This window comes from Actinoallomurus purpureus (assembly GCF_024055795.1).
Classification (GTDB): Bacteria; Actinomycetota; Actinomycetes; order Streptosporangiales; family Streptosporangiaceae; genus Actinoallomurus; species Actinoallomurus purpureus.
Window position 1 is genome coordinate 1 of sequence record NZ_JAMXMY010000041.1, and the last position, 17,584, is coordinate 17,584.

Annotated in this window: 14 protein-coding genes; 1 reads left to right on the forward strand and 13 read right to left on the reverse strand. The window is 66.0% G+C overall.

What is annotated here, in order from left to right:
• Positions 1-571 precede the first annotated feature (571 nt).
• Together NE236_RS42260 and NE236_RS42265 are read right to left on the reverse strand one after the other, a co-directional pair.
• Positions 572-2,506, reverse strand: a complete 1,935-nt coding sequence (locus NE236_RS42260) for a hypothetical protein (RefSeq protein ID WP_252847962.1) — start codon at positions 2,504-2,506, stop codon at positions 572-574.
• 180 nt (positions 2,507-2,686) lie between these two features.
• On the reverse strand, positions 2,687-3,112 hold the full coding sequence (locus tag NE236_RS42265; RefSeq protein WP_252847963.1) for a hypothetical protein: 426 nt from the start codon (positions 3,110-3,112) through the stop codon (positions 2,687-2,689).
• A gap of 446 nt (positions 3,113-3,558) precedes the next feature.
• Between NE236_RS42265 and NE236_RS42270 the strand changes: the two genes are divergently transcribed.
• A complete protein-coding gene (locus NE236_RS42270) occupies positions 3,559-4,353 on the forward strand; it encodes a class I SAM-dependent methyltransferase (protein WP_252847964.1) in 795 nt (264 codons plus the stop codon).
• A 434-nt stretch (positions 4,354-4,787) separates the two neighbouring features.
• On the opposite strand, the gene NE236_RS42275 is transcribed toward NE236_RS42270, so the two are convergent.
• The 11 genes from NE236_RS42275 to eccD all read right to left on the reverse strand — a co-directional run bounded on the left by NE236_RS42275 (position 4,788) and on the right by eccD (position 17,528).
• On the reverse strand, positions 4,788-8,615 hold the full coding sequence (locus NE236_RS42275) for a DUF6531 domain-containing protein (RefSeq protein WP_252847965.1): 3,828 nt from the start codon (positions 8,613-8,615) through the stop codon (positions 4,788-4,790).
• The gene (locus NE236_RS42280; protein WP_252847966.1) at positions 8,608-9,099 is read right to left on the reverse strand and encodes a WXG100-like domain-containing protein; all 492 of its coding nucleotides are present in this window, start codon (positions 9,097-9,099) and stop codon (positions 8,608-8,610) included. The genes NE236_RS42275 and NE236_RS42280 overlap by 8 nt, the downstream gene beginning before the upstream one ends.
• Positions 9,099-9,422: a type VII secretion target gene (locus tag NE236_RS42285; RefSeq protein WP_252847967.1), complete on the reverse strand. Its 324-nt coding sequence runs from the start codon at positions 9,420-9,422 to the stop codon at positions 9,099-9,101. The genes NE236_RS42280 and NE236_RS42285 overlap by 1 nt, the downstream gene beginning before the upstream one ends.
• Positions 9,422-10,204 (reverse strand): YbaB/EbfC family nucleoid-associated protein, encoded by a 783-nt coding sequence (locus NE236_RS44860; protein WP_252847968.1) that lies wholly within the window; start codon positions 10,202-10,204, stop codon positions 9,422-9,424. Before NE236_RS44860 ends, NE236_RS42285 begins: the two co-directional genes overlap by 1 nt.
• Before the next feature lie 67 nt (positions 10,205-10,271).
• A complete protein-coding gene (locus tag NE236_RS42295; protein ID WP_252847969.1) occupies positions 10,272-11,603 on the reverse strand; it encodes a S8 family serine peptidase in 1,332 nt (443 codons plus the stop codon).
• A 102-nt stretch (positions 11,604-11,705) separates the two neighbouring features.
• Positions 11,706-12,863, reverse strand: a complete 1,158-nt coding sequence (locus tag NE236_RS42300; RefSeq protein ID WP_252847970.1) for a WXG100 family type VII secretion target — start codon at positions 12,861-12,863, stop codon at positions 11,706-11,708.
• Positions 12,864-12,889: 26 nt separating this feature from the next.
• Positions 12,890-13,474, reverse strand: a complete 585-nt coding sequence (locus NE236_RS42305) for a hypothetical protein (protein ID WP_252847971.1) — start codon at positions 13,472-13,474, stop codon at positions 12,890-12,892.
• Positions 13,475-13,681: 207 nt separating this feature from the next.
• Positions 13,682-13,972, reverse strand: coding sequence for a WXG100 family type VII secretion target (locus NE236_RS42310; RefSeq protein WP_252847972.1), 291 nt, complete (start codon positions 13,970-13,972; stop codon positions 13,682-13,684).
• 30 nt (positions 13,973-14,002) lie between these two features.
• Positions 14,003-14,323 (reverse strand): WXG100 family type VII secretion target, encoded by a 321-nt coding sequence (locus tag NE236_RS42315; protein WP_252847973.1) that lies wholly within the window; start codon positions 14,321-14,323, stop codon positions 14,003-14,005.
• 383 nt (positions 14,324-14,706) lie between these two features.
• Entirely contained in the window at positions 14,707-16,116 is a 1,410-nt protein-coding gene (gene eccB, locus NE236_RS42320) for a type VII secretion protein EccB (protein WP_252847974.1), read from the reverse strand.
• An 11-nt stretch (positions 16,117-16,127) separates the two neighbouring features.
• On the reverse strand, positions 16,128-17,528 hold the full coding sequence (gene eccD, locus NE236_RS42325) for a type VII secretion integral membrane protein EccD (RefSeq protein WP_252847975.1): 1,401 nt from the start codon (positions 17,526-17,528) through the stop codon (positions 16,128-16,130).
• Between the last annotated feature and the right edge of the window lie 56 nt (positions 17,529-17,584).

Genomic DNA, 17,584 nt, shown 5'->3' on the forward strand with positions numbered 1-17,584 from the left:
CCACCAACTCACCCACCAGCACATCCACCGCCGACGCCAACGTCACCGACAGCTCAAAAAACCCCCGACCCGACCTCACCCACGAACCAAAATCAGCTTCAAAACCGGTGGTCACCACTCACCCCCGGAGACGGCCGCGCGTTGCGCTGCTCTCATCGACTCGGGCAAAGCGCGGGCCTGTGGCAAAAACCGGTGGTCCACTGGACGGATTCGGCTGCGCCGATCACCTCGAAGCCGATCGGTCTGATGAGCAGCAGACCTGCGCGCCTCGACACGGTCACCTCCAGGTCCCCTCGATGATCTCCCCGGACCCATCGTCGCCAGGCTCGATGATCTGTCAAAGCACGACGCCCACCGGCACCGACCGACTATCCGGGGCCTTGACCTGGGAAGACGCGACTCACGACAGCTGAGTGCAAGGTGCGTTCGGAGTACGTCCGCTGATCGTTCAACATAAGTTCAACTGACGCCCGTCCGTCGGGCAGTGCCTCGGCCTCGGCCACCGCGTCGACGCGAGTGGTCCGAGGCCGGCTCCCCGACCATCCGAGCACCCGCTCGACGACCTCGTCGATCAACGCTTCTTCTTGCGGAAGTCGAGCCGTTCCGGCGGCGGGCCGAGGTTGGGACCGGGGCGCGGACCGTCGTCGGGCATGACGTCCGGCTTGGCATGGCGGGCCCGCGACGGATCGGTGGCCTCTTCGTACTCCTGGATGTTGGCCGTGGGAAGCGTCATGATGCCCGGGTTGGCGTCGACGAGAAGGATGCGCCGTCCGGACGTCTCCGCGTGCGTGAAGATCATGGCGGTGGGCGGGAGCTGCTGCAGCTCCTGCGGCTCCACGGCGAGCTCGCGTGCGCCCTTCCCCGCCTCGGCGGCGAGTGACGTGCTCTGCCCCCACGCGGTCGCGCGGCCGATCCCGTCGGGAAGCGCCGCGTCCGTGGGCTCGTTGCCGTTGAACACCGGCAGCGGAGCCGACGGGCCGACCGTGCTGACGTACGAACCGTCCTTGCCGAAGGTCACGGCGTCACCGACCTTCTCGGTGAGCTCGGCGACCTCCAGCTTCTGCTCCGCGCCGATGTGCTCCGCCGCGATGCGGGCATCCTCCGCGTTGCCGAGGCGCATGAAGCCCACGGCCGCGTGACCGCGGCCCAGCCGCTCCTTCACGTCCGGTCCGATCGACCGGTACATCAGCACCAGCCCCGTCGAGGTCGCCTCACACGAGTCGATCAGCCGGTCGATGACGTCACCGCGAAGCTTCTCCGCGCCGCACACCAGCAGGGTGTGCTCCCAGGGCCTTCCCCGTGGGGAGTTGCGGAGCACGTGTGTCAGCGCCGCCGTGACGTACGTGCCGAGGACGCGGTTGGTGAACACTCCGGCGCGGCGGTCGGTCGCGATCACGCGCAGCCGGCTGGGCGGCATCAGTGTGGGGCTCGATCCGAGCTTCTCCAGCTTCCGCAGCTGCGACTCCAGCGCCCAGGCACGCTCGATCACGACACGGTCCGCGGCACCTCGGCCGAACATCGTCGTGATCTTCGAGAGCTGCTCATCGGTGAGGAGACCGGCGCGAAGGTCATCGCGAGGGTCGCCGACCTGCGCGAGCGCGCGCAGCGCCGCGGTGATCTGCGGAATCGGCGCCCGCCCACCGAAGACGCCGAGGACGCGTTCGAGGATCGCGTTGTCGAAGGACAGGTCACGAGCGCTGCCCTGCTCCTCGCTCACACTCACCACGAGCGAGAGCACGTCGGCCAGTTCCTCCGAGCCGAGGCCGTGGGTGAGGTCGAGCTGCGGCAGGTCGCTCGGCAGCACCCACACCTGCGGCCGCTCACCCTGGTCGTTGCCGAGCTCGATGAGCTCCCGGGCGACCGCGCCCTCGGACAAATCCAGGATGGTGACCTGAGAGCCTGCGGCCAGCCGCGCGGCGCCCATCATCGTGACCATCGCGGACCAACCGGCCAGGGTGCCGCCGGCGACGTCGACCCGGTCGACGCCCTGCGGCAGGGTGACGGCGTACCACTCGTGCTGCGAGTCGTACGCCTCGCGGCGGTGCTTCCACTCCTGGTACGCGCGGGCGTGCTCGGCGTGGGCGGCCTCCAACTCGCGCCGGCGCTCCTCGCGTCGGTGCTCCAGCCGCTCCCTCTCCTGCGCCGCCTTGGCGCGCAAGGACTGTTCACCCTGCCAGATGGGGTACCCGATGATGGCGGCGACGAGCCCGCACGCCACCAGCCCGGCCACCGCGAACGCCCACGGCAGTGTGCCGGTGATGCCCAGCAGCATGAACAGCAGGGCACCGACCCCCGCGGCGCCGATCACGGTCTTGAGAGGGCGGTTGAAGAGGTTCTCGTCCCGCTGCTTCGGCATCACCCACTCGGGCGTGACCGCCTCGACCTCGGGCGGAGTCGGACGCTTCGGCGGCGGCCCGGGATCGTCGTGTACCTGCGCGTAACGCCAGCCGACGTAGACGCGGCCCGGTTGCAGTAACCGGGTTTCGCGAGCTGTCACATCGACCACGTCCCGAACTCCTTGAGTGCTCCTTGCGGCAAGCGTAGAAAGCTTCGCCCGAACCCGGGCTCCGTTTCAACCGACCGGTCGCGCCGCCGGCCGACCGGGACCCGCACGGCACTCATGATCACGCAGCGTACGCCAGGACGGGAGTGCGCCCTGCCGGGACCCGCCGTCCTCGGCGGGCGGTCACCAGGAGCCGTACGGCGGGTTCTGCGGCGGCTGTCCACCCTGACCCTGCGGCGGAGGGTCGGCGGGGCCGTACGGCTGTCCTCCCGGGCCGGGTGACGGCGGACCGCCATAGGCCGGAGGGGGTCCGCCGTATCCGGGACCTGTGGGACCGCCGTACCCCTGCGCAGGGGGAGCACCGTACGCCGGGCCCGGCGGCTGCTGGGGCTGCCCGGAGTACGGCTGCTGGCCCTGACCGCCCCACGGGCCGTACGGGGATCCGGGCGGCGGTGGTTGCTGCCACCCCTGCTGCGGAAACTGGCCGTACTGCGCCATCTTCCGTCGCCTCGACGCCCGGGCGATCACCCCGATCACCGCGACCACACCGAAGATGACCAGGTAGATGACCAGCCGGATCAGCGGGAACACCACACCGTGATGGACCATTCGTTCACCCTCCTGGCGGACCGGACCTCCGGGCGGCCATTCCGTTCACCGTCACCGGCCGCTGCGGATCCCGGGCCGTCCGCGCTTCCGGGAGAATCCCAGCCCACGGCCCTGATGTCCAGAAGATGGCCGATACGAGACACCCACCGACACCTATCTCCGAACCCGAGCCCGAGCCCGGCGACGAGACTTCCCCGCTGCTGCCGCGGCGAACCGCATCGTCACATGCTTCGCGAGCCGGCTGAGGGGAACATTTGTCCAAGCCACCGGCGCGCACCGGCGGCGACAGTGGACTCATGACCATTCCCCCGGGGCTCGATGGCCCCGCCAGTTCGACGACACCGATTCGCGGTCTCCTGACCGGGAGCCGCACGTGAGACGCGGCGCCGATGCCGCTCGGAATTCCCTGCCTCAGGAACGATCGCCCGTCGGATACGGAGGCACCAATGAGCAACGTCGACCTGCGCCGGCGGCGCGGCGACTACGGTTTCGATGGGGATTTCCGGCTGATACCCGCAGTCTGGCAAGCGACGATTCTCGGGACGATCTGCGCCGCCATGGCGGCGTTCACCGTTCTCAACATCACCGCCGGCAGAGCCGTGGCCACCGTCATCACCGGCCTGATCACAGTCTGGCTGTTGCTGACGGCTGTCTCGTACGTCTACACGACCCGCGTGGGCAAGTTCAAGGTATGGGCGCGCGTCCTCGCCGAGCTCGGGCTACGCGGTGACGAGGACCTGCTCGATCTGGGGTGTGGTCGCGGTGCGGTACTGCTCGCCGCAGCGGAGCTGCTCCCCACGGGCCGCGCGGTCGGGATCGACCTGTGGAGGGCTGATCAGACGGGCAATTCGCCCGAGGTGACCCGCCGCAACGCCGAGATGGAAGGTGTCGCCGAGCGGGTGACGCTGCACAGTGGCGACATGACAAGCCTGCCGTTCGAAGACCAGAGCTTCGACGTCGTCGTCAGCAGCCTCGCGATCCACAACATCCCGGAAGCCGCCGGACGGGAGGCGGCGATAGACGAAGCGGCACGCGTCCTCCGCCCGGGTGGGCGAATCCTCATCGCCGATCTCCGGTTCACCAGGAAGCACCTCGCGCGCCTACGGTCCCTCGGCCTGACCCAAACGGGGCGCCGCAACCTCGGCTGGCGGGTCTGGTGGGGCGGTCCCTGGTTCCCCACCCACTTGGTCACGGCCAGATCGAAGCAGACCGTCACTGTCCATCACGAGACGGCATCGTAGGGCGAACCGTCGAGTCCAGCAGCGCTTGATCCGGCTGTGCTCCTCGTCGAGTTCGCCGATGCCGCGCAACAGATGCGCGCAGCACATGCGGCCGGACACGCATGGGTGCGCTCGATGGAAGCCCGTTTGCGCAAGCCAAATCTTGAACCCAATAGGAAACCCATGATTCAACGATCAGGGATCAGTGTTTCTGAATTGTCGAAGCAATTCTCTGCCCAACCTGTCAACTTCTACCGCAGCCTCACGGGAAAGCGGTCGAAGACCAGGGTCTAGGTACTCATATAGTTTTCGCGTTTCCACGAACGAAACCCCCAACGACTCCTGCACGGCGGCCAAAAAAGTCATCGGCGTCAGAGTGAAACCTTCTTTCGACCGCAAGTGCTCGATAATGTCGGTAATGCTTGCCCCTGCGGAGGCCATACGCCGAATGGACTCTACGTCGCTGGACAACTTCCCCCCTTTGGTCTAGTGAACCTCGGCTCCACGTTAGTATGGTGACCAAGTTCTCCCTTGAGCGTGCCGCGATCAACCGAGGCCTCGGTAAATCCATATTTACCAGACATGTGACCGGTAAACGTCTTCTTAGCGGCTTCTTCGTACGACATTCCCGCCCGCAGGTTCGCGTTAAACGCATCGAGGTTAGTGGGCATTGCGGGCACCCATTTTCCCTCTATGGCCTGGATGTTATGCGGACCGAAGTGTTCCATCATGTCGCCGAACATCTTGCCACCCCTGACCGCCCCTTCCCCTTCCCCCTTCTCCACGGCAATACTGAGATTTCCGGCATCATCGAGAGTGGCCATGATGAGGCCTCCGCAATCATATGATTTGATGTACTCCTGACTGAGACCGAGCGGATCAAGCCATACTGCAGTATTCGGGACGTACCCGTAGGGCCGGCTTCCCCCAAGAAGGCCGATTGGATCAGCAGACAGATACGATCCGGTGTCCGGTTGATAATACCGATTTAGGTTGTAGTTAAGACCGCTTTCCCGATCGTGATACTGCCCAGGAAAGCGGAGAGGGCAAAGTAACGCATCTCGCTCGGAGATGGGAGCACCCCAATGCGAGGTCTTATTTATTCTCTGCGTGACGCCGTCGAGTGAGACGAGTTCTTTGGGGGCACCGACGAGGTCTGTCACGATGGCTTCAAACCGTTGATCGATCAGACTTTGAGGAGCATTCCTCAGGTACGTCCGATCAAGTTGTGCCATAGGACGGAATGTCCCCGACTCATACGTCCATGTTCGCACCTGTACGACAGATGTTGCCGACGACTGCCGAACTTCCTCGACCACCTGCGGACCGTCCCATGTGAACAGGGTCTGGTCGATGACTGATTTTCCGTCGGAGGCCAGTTCTTCCTTCGCAATCCGGCGACCGAGAGGATCATAGCGATAGCGCCAGTAGCAGCCATCGGGGGTGATAACAGAAATCAGGCGATCGTCGGCGTCCCATGCATACCGCCATTCTCTACGACCTCCGGACAGGGTATGCTGACGTTTGAGGATGAGACGACCCTGCAAATCAAACTCATAATGGTTGCGTCCGGCACGACGGATCAGGGTGCCCGCGAATTCTCGATCGCCTTGCGCAGGGCTGGCCAAGTCGTCTTGGTCGGTAGTGGACCAGGCGGCATAGGCAATATTCCCAACGCTGTCATAGGCATAACCTTCGCTCCAACCTTCAGCGTGCACGGCAATGACTTGACCAGCTCGATCCAGGTCGAAACGATGGTTGCCTGCGAGGCGATCGCCAATGGCTGTCGGGGTCCCGTCAGGCCGGTAGCTGTAGGTACGATGTTGCAGCAAGCGTGCTTGTGACGCATTGTTCGACGCTGATTGCCCGGAGATCGTATTGAGGCTCAGCGGTTGAGGTGCGCCCCACATCGCCTGGCTGATCAGGTGATGATCAGCGTCGTACTGCTGATCGAGGATGACACCTGCGCCGATATGACGTCTCACCTCACGTCCGGCCGCGTCGCGAGTAAAGCCGAGAGCATGCCTGGCGATGTTCAAGCTCGCGGGGCGTCCGGCGGTGTCAAAACTCCAGATGTCTTCCACGCCGGAAGGGGTACGGCGGCGAGAGCGCCGCCCCATCGGGTCATACGTGGCATACAACGTACGCCCATTGCAGCTCTCGGCCACGATCCGCCCGAGAACATCGCGCTGGATTAGCAACTCTGCATTCGGGTCGACCGCCCGCACCAGGCGACCCATGCGATCATAGAAATAGCGAGTGACGAAACCACTGGAGCGCCGTTCGATCATCTGACCCAGCGCGTCTCGTGAATATTCTGTGATTTCCCCGGCACCATTGGTGCGCCGGACGAGTTGCCCCTCGACATCGTGGGTGTAGTGAAGAGTTCGGCCGTTAAAGTCGCTCTCTGCCACCAAGTTGCCTATGCCGTCATAGCGGTAGTGCCACGCAAGCCCCTGGGTCCCGGTCACCCGGACCAGACGTAATTCGGTGTCGTAGGCGAACTCCAGCCGACTTTGGTCGGATGAGATTTTAGCGGTCAACGTATTGAACATGCCGTATTCGGCGCGGCTGGCGTGTCCGAGTCCATCGATATGAGCGGTCGGATTGCCACTGCCATCATATTCCCACACTTCCGTCACACCGGACGGTGATGTGTGGGCGGTGAGGTTGCCCTCGACATCCCAGTAGTAGCGCGTTACGCCGCCTAGCGGGTCGATAATGGCGGTGACTCTGCCGAATGCGTCTCGCTCGTACGAAGTCACAGCACCCAGCGGATCGCTGACTTCTGCCGGCAGCCCGGCAGCATTACGCTCGAAATGCGTCTCGGCCCCAAGTGGATCGATGATCGCGATGACGGCACCGTACTCATCGAAATTCTGACGAATGGTATTTTCGAGAGGATCGATTGCCTCGATCAGGTTTCCGCGAATATCGTACTGGTAGCGCCATTTTGCGCCGTCGGGCTGGGTGATCTCGATCGGCAGGTGCAGTCCGTTATAGATGGCAGTGAACTCGGTACCATCAGGGCGAGTACTGCACAGCAGATTTCCAAGTTCGTCGTAACGATAGCGCGTGGTGCGGCCAAGGCGATCATTCCGAGAAAGGAGCCGATTACGACCGTCCCATTCGTACCGTGTAACATTTCCGAGCGGGTCGACTTCGGCGATCACTTGGCGCCGCTCGTTCAGATGATAGATGGTGTCTTGGCCGAGGGAGTCGGTCACGACAGTGTGGTCGTCGTGGTAGGTGAGGGTGGCGTTCAGGAAGTCGCCAGAGCCTCGGCCGGCGATTCCTCGGCCTTGCTCGTCGTAGGTGTAGGCGTACCAGTAGCCGTTGGTGTCCTCCCACCGCGTCATGCGGCCGGCGGGGTCGTACTCGAAACGGGTCGGGCTGCCGGAGGAGTTGATCACCTCGGTCAGGCGGCCGGCGTCGTTGTAGCCGAACCGCTTCAGCACCGGCTGGTCCTCCGCGTTCAGCAGACGGAATGCGGTGATCCGCCCGTCGGCGGTTTCCACGCCGATCCGGTAGCCGCCTGAATGGCGTAATTCGGTTAACGTGCCGGCGCCGTCGTACTCCAGATCGACGCGATTGTCGTTGCGATCCGTGATCGCCTTCAGCGGCAGGACGCTCGCTCGGACGCCCTTGATGCCCGCGTTCGGTTGGGGCGCGAAGTGCAGCGTGCGGCCCTGCTGCGGGTCGGTGACCCGGTAACCGTTCTCCCCGATGGACAGCGGCCAGCGCGGCCCGCGTTCGGGCATGACCTCCTCGCCGAACATCGGGATCGGGTACACGAGGACGATGCCCTCGGCGGCGACCAGGCACGCTCCCAGATCGTCGACCTCCAGGCGCTGGTCCAGCGTCGATGACCACGACGTTCCGAACCATCGTCCGGTGCGGTACGACGAGACGTGGGTGCGTTCGAGGACCAGCGGGAGTACGCCCGGCAGTTCGACGTCGACCTGATGAAGGATCACCTCACCGCTGGCGATGTCGATCGGGTCCTTCGTCGCCGTACGATCAGCGGCCTTCTTGGCGGTGTCCTCACCGGCCTCGGCCGTCTCTCGGGCGCCCTTGCGGGCCGCGTCCTTGCCTGCGTCCTCGGCTGCGTCTTTGCCCGCCGCCTTCGTGGCGTCCTTCCCTGCTACCTTCGCCGTGTCCTTCGCGATGTCCTTGGCGCCGGCTTTCAGGGCGTCCTCGGCGAGGTCCGGCATGATCTTCTTGGCCGCCTTGGCGATGATCCCCTCGGCGACCCGCGCCGCGGCCTTCCCACCCTTAGCCAAGGACGGCCTCCATGGCGAGGTTGATGATCAGGTTGATGGCCATGTCCGCGATCTTCTTGAACACCGGGATCTCCAACAGAGAGGCGCCGAAGGTCGGAGCCGCCGTTGCGAGCGCCTCGATGATCTCGACGAGCAGGATCGTCAGCTGGACGATCACGTTGATCTTCAGGGCCAGCACGATGCCCGCGCAGACGAAGAGGCCGATGCCGATCACGTGGGCTCCGGTGCCACCGTTCGTCGCGACGTTGACGGCGGACTTGTCGTGCTCCCACTTGGCCTTGTACGCGTTGATCGCCTCGCCCTGGTTCTTCTCCCAGACACCGGCCGTCGCGATGTGGGCGTTCTGGGCGTGACCGCTGACCTTGCCGCCGTGGTCCATCCAGTGGCCACCCAGCTGCACGATCTTGTCTTCGTCGGACTTCGGCCAGATGTAGCCGAGATCGTTGAGGAGGTTGGCGAGCTCGCCGGGGATCATCAGGCTCATCAGACGGCCTTTCCGGTGTTGTCGACGTCCTGGACGGTCTTGGTCTCCGTGGCCTGGTAGTTGCCGCTCATGGTCTTGAGACCATCGCCGAAGTCGGTTAACCCCTTGCTCGAGGACGTGTAGGTGTCACCCGCGATCTGATGGGCGGCCTGGTAGGTGGCCGCGATCAGCGAGCCGACCATGTCGTCGCCGAAGATGTCGCCCATCCCGTCCGCGGTGGCCTGCATCGCCTGCCAGTCGGTGTCCATGTCCTCGCCGACCTGCTGGACGTTCTGCCCGGAGGTGTGCAAGCTCTCCGGTTCGAACCTCAGCTCCTCGCCCATCACGGCCCCTCACGTCGCTCAATGCCGGCCATCAGATCGCGGAGCGCCCGCGTGTAGGACGCCATCTGCTCGGTGCTGGTCTCCCGGAGCGCCTGGAGCCGCCGGCGGTCCACACGCGGGGCCTCCGACTGCTCTCGGGACTTGGCCTCAAGGTCGTCCAATGCGGCGTTCACCGCCGTGACGACGTGCGCGGCGAGTTCTTCGGAGGCCATGCGCAGGGCTCGCCGGTCGATCTCCAGCGACGTGAGTCTTCCGCCGGGCGGTGCGACGACCCGGATCCGGCCATCGGCCGCGCTGCCCTCTCCCTCCACCTGCGGCGTGTCCTTCGCGGAGCCCGCAACGGCGTCGACGAGGTTCCGGGTCTCCTCGAGGAGGTGCTCGAGTCCCTTTGGACTCGGATCGCCGTGGATGGTGGTGCGGTCCCGGAGCTTCTCCATGGCGCCGCTGATCGCTTCGGTGATCTTGCTCATGCTGAGCAGGGCCTGCTCTTGGAACTCCCCTAAGCGCGCTGCCAGAACGGCAGGGTCGATCGCCTCCGCCGTCGGCAGGTGGGCGCGCAGATCATCGAAGGCGGCGTTGACCGCGGTGAGGATGTCCGACGCGAGTTCCTCGGCCGGACTCCCCATTAACCGTGGGGCCACCTCGACCCTCGTTAACCGGCCCCGCGACGCGACGGCCAGCACCTGGCCGTCCGCCGCGTCGCCTTCGCCTCGTACGTCCGCCGATGCCGGTGCGTCGCCCCGATCGGCCCGCCCGGGGTTCGTGCCGTCGACCTCGGACACTTTCGCTCCCCTCCGCGTCCCACCACGTCAAGGCCGGATCGGCCCTGGCCACAGTGCCCGGTCCCGGCTATCGGCCGCCGGGGGGCGGCCCCTGACTCGGCGGTCCGTACGCCGGGTACGAACCGCCGTCCGGTGGCGGGTCCTGAGGTCCAGGTCCGAAGGACGGCGGTGGGCCCTGCGAGGGGTACTGGCCGTAGCCCGAGGAGAACGGGGCCTGGCCGGGAGGAGGGGGCGGTGGGCGCCGGCGGCTCTTGGCGATCGTCAAGATCACGATGCCGAGGATGATGACCGCGAACACCCCGGCCACCGTCAGCACCGTCGAGAGCGCGGACGAACTCTTCTTGTGCGAGGCTGCCGGCGTGGCCGTACCGGTCTCCGGCGCCTTGCTCTGCGTGGCCAGTGCCTTGTCCAGGCGGTCATAGACCGGATTCGGCGCGGTGGTCGGAACACTCTCTCTCAGCGCCTTGCGCAGACTGAGAGCCCCGTACCCCGTTTGGTCGTCCTTGCCCTGCGGGCCGACGTCGGTGACCGTGGCGACGACGCGCTGCACGATGCGCCGGGCGGACTCGTCGGGGAACTTGGACCGGATCAGTGCGACGGCGCCCGACACGAGGGCCGTCGCCTGGCTCGTGCCGTATCCGCCGTGGTAGAGCCTGCCGTCCTTACCGATCGAGCCGACGTCGACGCCCGGCCCCGCGACCGTCACATAGTCCTGCCGCTGCGTACTCTTCCACGGATTGCCCAGATGGTCGTACGCACCGACGGCCACCACGCCCGGGCAGGCTGCCGGATACTTGGGTTCGTTATCCGTGTCCCCGGTGTTTCCGGCGCCGGCGACCAGGACCACATCATGGTGTGCGGCGTACGCCACCGCATCGAGCACCTGGGGCGGGCAGTTACCCGGATAAGTACTCGCTGTAGCGGCATGGGACATGCTGATCACCTTCGCCCCATGATCCACGGCATAGCGGATCGAACGCGCCTCCACGTCGGGCGACGTCTCTCGATCCACGATCGGAAGAATCTTGGCCTCGGGCGCGATCCCGACCCAATTCGTCGGACCACCCCCTTGGGCGGCGATGAGGCTCGCCATGCCCGTGCCGTGACCGGTCTCGGGGTCTACATCGGTTCTGCCGTCGGTACCGCTCCCGTTGAAATCAGCACCGGGCAGCACTACCCCGTTGAACTCGGGTAGAGAGGCGTTGACACCGGTGTCGAGGACGGCCACGGTGACACCCGCGCCTTTGCTGAGCGGCCAGACGATGCTCTGGATCGCGAAGGAGTCGAACCACCACTCTTCCTGCTGAGGACCTGGGGTCGCTTCGGCAGGAGTGCCGATCGGCACCATGAGGGCGCAGCTCGCCAAGACCGCAAGCGTGGATCGCATCAGCCGTCGCACGGACTCACCTCAATGAACTCGACGGTCTCAGAACAGCCGGATGGGCGGGCGGAGCACTTGCCCCGCCCGCCCATCGTCGGACTGCCTCTCACGTGGGAACGCTCAGCCGATTTGGCCGGGAACGGCGTCGCCGTCGCCGCCCCAGATGTCCTCATCCTCGGTCAACCAGGTGGCACGCTCGCGCTCCTTCTCCCCCTGGTTGTGGGCAGGATGCATCGGCATCATGCCGGGAGAACCGCCACGATTGGCGCCGGCCAAGCCGTTCGCGGCATTCGAGCCGAGGCCGCCCGCTCCGAGACCGCCGGCGCCCGCGATGCCACCCGCACCGGCCCCGGCACCACCGCTCAGGCCGCCGCCGGCTCCGGCTCCGAACGGGTCACCGCCGAGACCTGAGCCGCTGCCGAGGCCGCCGCCGCCGGCCAGCCCACCACCGCCGCCACCGGGAAGGCCGCCCGGGTCGTAGCCCGCGAGGTGCGTACCCTGGCTGCCGGCGCCGGAGCCGGGTAGATGGCTGCCGCCGGGGAAGTTGCTTCCGTCACCGCCTGGCAGCTTGCTTCCGTTGGGGAAGTTGCTTCCGTCGCTACCCGGCAGGTGGGGGTTCTTGTTGTCGGGCAAGCCGCTGCCGAACGGGTCCTTGCTGGGAAGCTTGCTGTTCGGCATCTTGGGAGACCCGTTGGGAGACCCGCCAGGGAGGTGCGGCGAGCCTCCGGGTCCTCCGGGCCCGTTCGGATCGCCCTGATAGCCGACCTCCTGCCGCGGGTCAGGGAGATCGGTCGTGGCGTGCTGGGGGAAGTTCCTCTGGATGTCGGCGGCGCGCGTGTTGAGCCTGTTCATGAGCTTGCGGGCCTGGTCGTCGTCACCACCCGTGTGGATGATGCCGTCGGACATCTTGTTGCCGAGGTCCTGGTACCACGGGAGAATCTCTTCGCCGTACCACTTGAAGTTCCGCGCCGCCGAGAGACTCTCGTCCGACAGGCCGTTGGCGGTCTTGTGAATTTTCGCCAACTGATCGAGTGCCTTCTGAGCCGCGTCGCCACCCCATGCCTCGATCAGCGCCGGAGCGTACTTCTCGGTCAGATGTTTCGCCTTCTCCGCGAGTTGCTGGGCCGCCGTCTCATAGGCGGCACCCGCTTTCCTCGCGGCTTCGGGATTCAGATGCTTGAAGCGATTTTTGACCGTGTCGAAATCGGAACTGTCGTCTTTACGTTCTTTGACGTCATTATGGTTGATGACCCAGAGCTTGTTCTCGTTGTCGCCCATCGTTACCCTCTCGCCCGGCCGGACCGCTAGATGGCCTTGTTTCCAGCGTGGTTCTTAACGGCGTGGTGCGTGTCGTCCTCACCGTTTTGACCATTGTCCGCGGTGGTGGTCAGGAGAGTGATGATGTTCTCATAGGTGGAGATCACCGCGTTCCACTGTGTCGAGAACGCCTGCGACGATGACCTGGCCAGACCCTCGTAGTCCTCGGCAGCGGCGTAGCCGCTTCCCATGGCACCTGTGCCGGACATGTCCGGCACGGCCTTCTGCTGAATGTAGTACTTGAGATCGTTGAGGTCAGTCCGGAGATTCTTGGCCAGGGTACGGAGATCGTCCGGATGCATCTTGTAGCCCTTGGCCGCCTCGTGTTTCCACGATTCGTTCTTTTCGGGCGTATCGATTTTGTACTGAGACGGGGGCTCCGTCTTTTTGATGCCAGGCTGCCCGTATTCCGGGTGCGGCTCTCCGTCCGGCGAGTAGTAGTACCGGCCGTCTTCGCCCTGGAAGTAGTGGACCGGGTCGTGGGGATTCTCCGTCACCGGCGGGTGTGGGATCTCAACGACCCCGCCCTCTCCGGCGGACTGGTACTCGATATAGGTTCCGTCGCCTGACATCTCGTTCCTCCGGCGGGCCGGTGGCCCGACACTCAGTACCTGATTCGGCAGCGACCGGACGCGGAGGCGGAGTTGCCTGCGCCTGGTCTTCAGACGGTTTGCGGCCGCGCGCGGTTCCCACCGTCGCACAGACACGACGGCCCCGGTCGCGTAGTGTCGACCGGGGCCATCGTCAGGACGTCTCGCACTCGAATCTCTTCGAGGCGGTCACCACATCTGCGCGTTGGCCTTCTCGACCGCTGTGTAGTTCTCGTGGGCCGTGCCGATGACCTTGGCCAGCTGGTTCATGGCCGCCGTCATGTGGTTCGCCGCGGCCGTCCACTGCGCCTTGGCGGTGTGGTATTGGGTCCGGGCGTCACCGGTCCAATCCGCCAGGTTCGACTGGAGCTGCCTGTCGAGCTCCTCCAGCAGGCCGACCACCGCGTTGTGGACGGCGACGAAGTCTTCCTCGCCGGTGTTGAGCGCGGTGAAGTTTACCTGAGTGAACTCAGAGGACATGGAGGTTCCTTTCCGCCGCTGTCAGACCCGTCAGAAGCCGTTGATGAAGTTGTGGATGTTGTTGACGGCCTCTTTCTGGGACTCCTCGTTCTTCTGGTAGTTGATCTCGTTGTGGACCAGGCTCTCGTGGAGCTTGTCCAGCGTGCTGAGCACCTTCTTCATGTCCTCGTCGAAGGCGAGGAACGCGGCACCGAAGGCGGACGCGGCATCGCCCTTCCACCCCACCAGGACGGCGTCCTTGTGCGAGTTGAGGTTGGTCTGCTGACCCCTGATCTGGCTGGCGCTGTCGTCGATGTGACCGGCCGCCACCCTCATCGCCGCGCGATTCTGTGCCGTCTCCTGCTGCGCCACAGTCGTCACCTCCATGTGATCGGCTACGTGCGGTACTCAGCGTCCCGTCACCGCAGACGCGCCACCCGAGCGGGAAGAACGGTCGGCTTAGAGAACACCCCGTTACCCTAAATCGCACACAATCCTACGGCGCAAGTCGCGATCTGTCCAGCAACTTACGAAAGTCCAGTCGACCCGACCATTAGGCGAATAATGTTATCGCCTGGTTACAATGCGCCAACGAATGCGTGAACGGCCTCCAGGGCTGTGACCTGCGGGTTCAAAGCAGGTTCGAAGAGGTTTCGGAGTTGTCGTGCACCGTTCGGAGAATTAATGTCCGTCCTCCTGGAACCGCACCGAACCGGCTCACGTCAAAGTTCAGTTGCCCTCGTCAACGTCCATCCTCAACCGTTCGCCTTAGGTGCCGGCGCGGGCTTGCGTGCCGCGGTCGGGTCGAGGGTGGGCCCGGTCGGCATCAGCTGCTGCACACCCTTGGGGATCGGTGCGGCGTTGTTCACGTTGTAGCCGAGCTTCTGGGCGGTGTCCTTCGACGACAGGGGGAAGCAGACGCCCGCGTCGTTCACGATGTACCAGCTGTTGATGGCGTTGAGCTCGTTGGCGGCGGGCAGCAGGCCGACCAGGGCGGCGCCCCCCGGCGGCAGGATCACCTGGTCCACCGTCGTGCCCTGCCCGGAGATCGTGGGGTCGACGTCCGGCAGCGAACCGCCGATCGAAAGCCGGGCGCTGACGGAGCCCTTGTCCATGTCGGCGTAGACCGCGCACAGCGGGGTCGAGGCGTCCCAGGGCACGAAATCCGGCATGGTCTGCGGAAGCCTGGCGTCCATCACGTGCTGGGTCGACGGCTTGGACGTCACGGTGCCGAAGTCGGTGTCGCGGGCGACCGCGGCCTGGCCGTGATACGCGTTTTCCTTGGTCTGGGGTTCGGCCAGGAGCAGGATGCCCTGTGTCTCCGTGATCTGGGCGAAGCCATCCGAGAGCAGGACGTACCAGGCACCCGACGGCACCTTGAAGACCTGGCCGACACTGCCGTCCACGCCCGGCACGGCGCCACCGCGGTTCCCGACCGGCGGGGCGACGAAGTCGGCGCCCTGGTCGAGCGGGTTGAGCCAGGTCTGGGAGACCGGGGCGGGCTGGACCCTGGTGACGCTGCCGGCCTGCGCCGGCGGCAGCGTCATGTGCATCCGCTGGTTGTTCCAGATGACGTACGACTGGCCGCCCGCCTGGACCACGACCGCCTGGCCGGCACCGAGGAGGCGGCCGCCGACGCTGCTGCCCGCCACCAGGGACGTCACCGAACGGGTGCCCCCGGCCGTCGTCGTGCCGTTGCGGACGCATACCGACCACGGTTTCTTCACGAGATGATTAGGGTCGGGCAGCGAGTCGGGAGCCCCCGGAATACCGATCATGGGCCCGCGGGTGAACTTCGCGAGAGACTTGCGCGAGACCACCCGTTGGGCGGAGTTGCCGGAGTCGAGGGCGAGCTTGGCCGACGCGTAGTTCAGGACCGGCAAGAGCCGCTTGCGGTTGGTGTCGTAGACGTACTTGGTGCCGGTCTCGCGTTCGATGATGACCGTGCCGCCCTGGTCGAGGCCCTTGGCTCCGCTCGGTGAGATGAACCCGATCACGCCGAAGACCGCGGCGATGAGCACGGCGACCATCGCACCGGAGAACGCGGCCACCGAGGGCCGCCGCATCGGCGACTCGGCGACGTCGGGTTCGCCCTGCAGCAGCGCCAGGCCGACCCGCTGCATCATCAGCTTGTGGGCCTGGTAGAGATCGCGCCGGGTCTGCATCAATAACCCTTTCAGCCCTTGAGGCCGCGGATCGTGGAATAGAGGTCGAGCGCGGCGAGCGCGAGGGGGAGAAGAGCGATGATCACGATCATGTCGATGATGTCGCCCGCTCGCCCCCAGAACGGGGTCGGCCGGTGACCGGGCAACCACATGGCCAGGCCGACGACGATGCCGGCGAGGAGGAGCAGCGGGAGCAGCACGCCCGCCAGCGTCGTCACCTGGCCGCCGCGCAGCGCCAGGCCGATGTCGAGGGCACCGAGCCCCACGAGCCCCGAGGTGAGCATCCACACGCGCTGTTCGCGGCCCCGGAAGATCCGGGCGCGCAGCAACAGCGACACCGCCATGGCCGCCGCCGTCGTCGGGCCGGACCACTTGGGCGAGGCCGCGAGGAACAGCATGCCGCCCATGGCGACCATGGCCACGGCGGCCGCCAGGCCCGTGGCGTACCGGTCGGCCACGGTCGTGCGCTTCAGGACCGCCCTGCCGTCGACCAGTTCGGTGTCGCGCCGCAGGTCCTCCGCGCTGGTCGGCACGGCGGGCAGCGGCAACCGGGCGAGCCGGAACGACAGAGTGGGGATCAGCCCGGTGAAGGCCATCACCACGGCCGCGACCGTACCCGCCACGCCGGCCGCCGGGAGGTTCGGGAACGCGTAGCCGAGACCGCTGCCCACGGCGCCCATCGCCGCCGCGATCGCGGCGCCGAGGAAGACGGGCACCCCGTCGGCGACCGAGAAGCCCGCGATCACCGCGACCAGCATGGCCGCGCTGAAGCCGGCGAGCAGGTGTGGCGCACCGACGTGGGTGATCTGGATGCCCGACCGCGCCGGAGCCAGCAGCCCCGCGAGGAATCCGTACGGCAGCGCGGCGTAGCCGAGCACGGCGCCGGCACCGGAGTCGCCGAACGCACGGGACACGGCCATGGCCCCGATGAGCAGCAGGAACGCGACGATTCCGGCGGCGATGGCCGGGGCGATCCAGGGCGGCCCCGAGAGCACGACGGCGACCGCCCCGACGGCGAGTGCGGCCCCCGCCGCGCCCAGGCCGAAGCTACGCGTGCTGTGCGGCCGCCACCGGTCGGACCGATCCTTGATCCCGGTGGCGATGACGTCCGCGACGTCGTCGAAGGACATCTCCGGGATCTGCGCCATCCCCGGACGGAAGTACAGGATCTCGCCGTCACGGACACCGAGCTGGGACAGCGAGCGCCCTGGGTCGAACGGCGCGTCGTCGAGGCGCTGCAGCACCCAGCCGGAGTGGGCGAGGCCGGCGTCGGCGAGGTTCGGGCCGGCCACGCGCAGCAGCGTGGGCAGCATGTGGGCGAGCGGTACGTCCGCCGGCAGGGACAGGTCGATGCGCCTGTGGGGGGCGACGATCGTGACCCGGCTCAGTTCCGTTCCTGCGGTCGAGCTCAACGGTCTTCCACCCTCTTCGGCTCCACTACAAGGCCCCTATGCCTCAGACTCTTCAT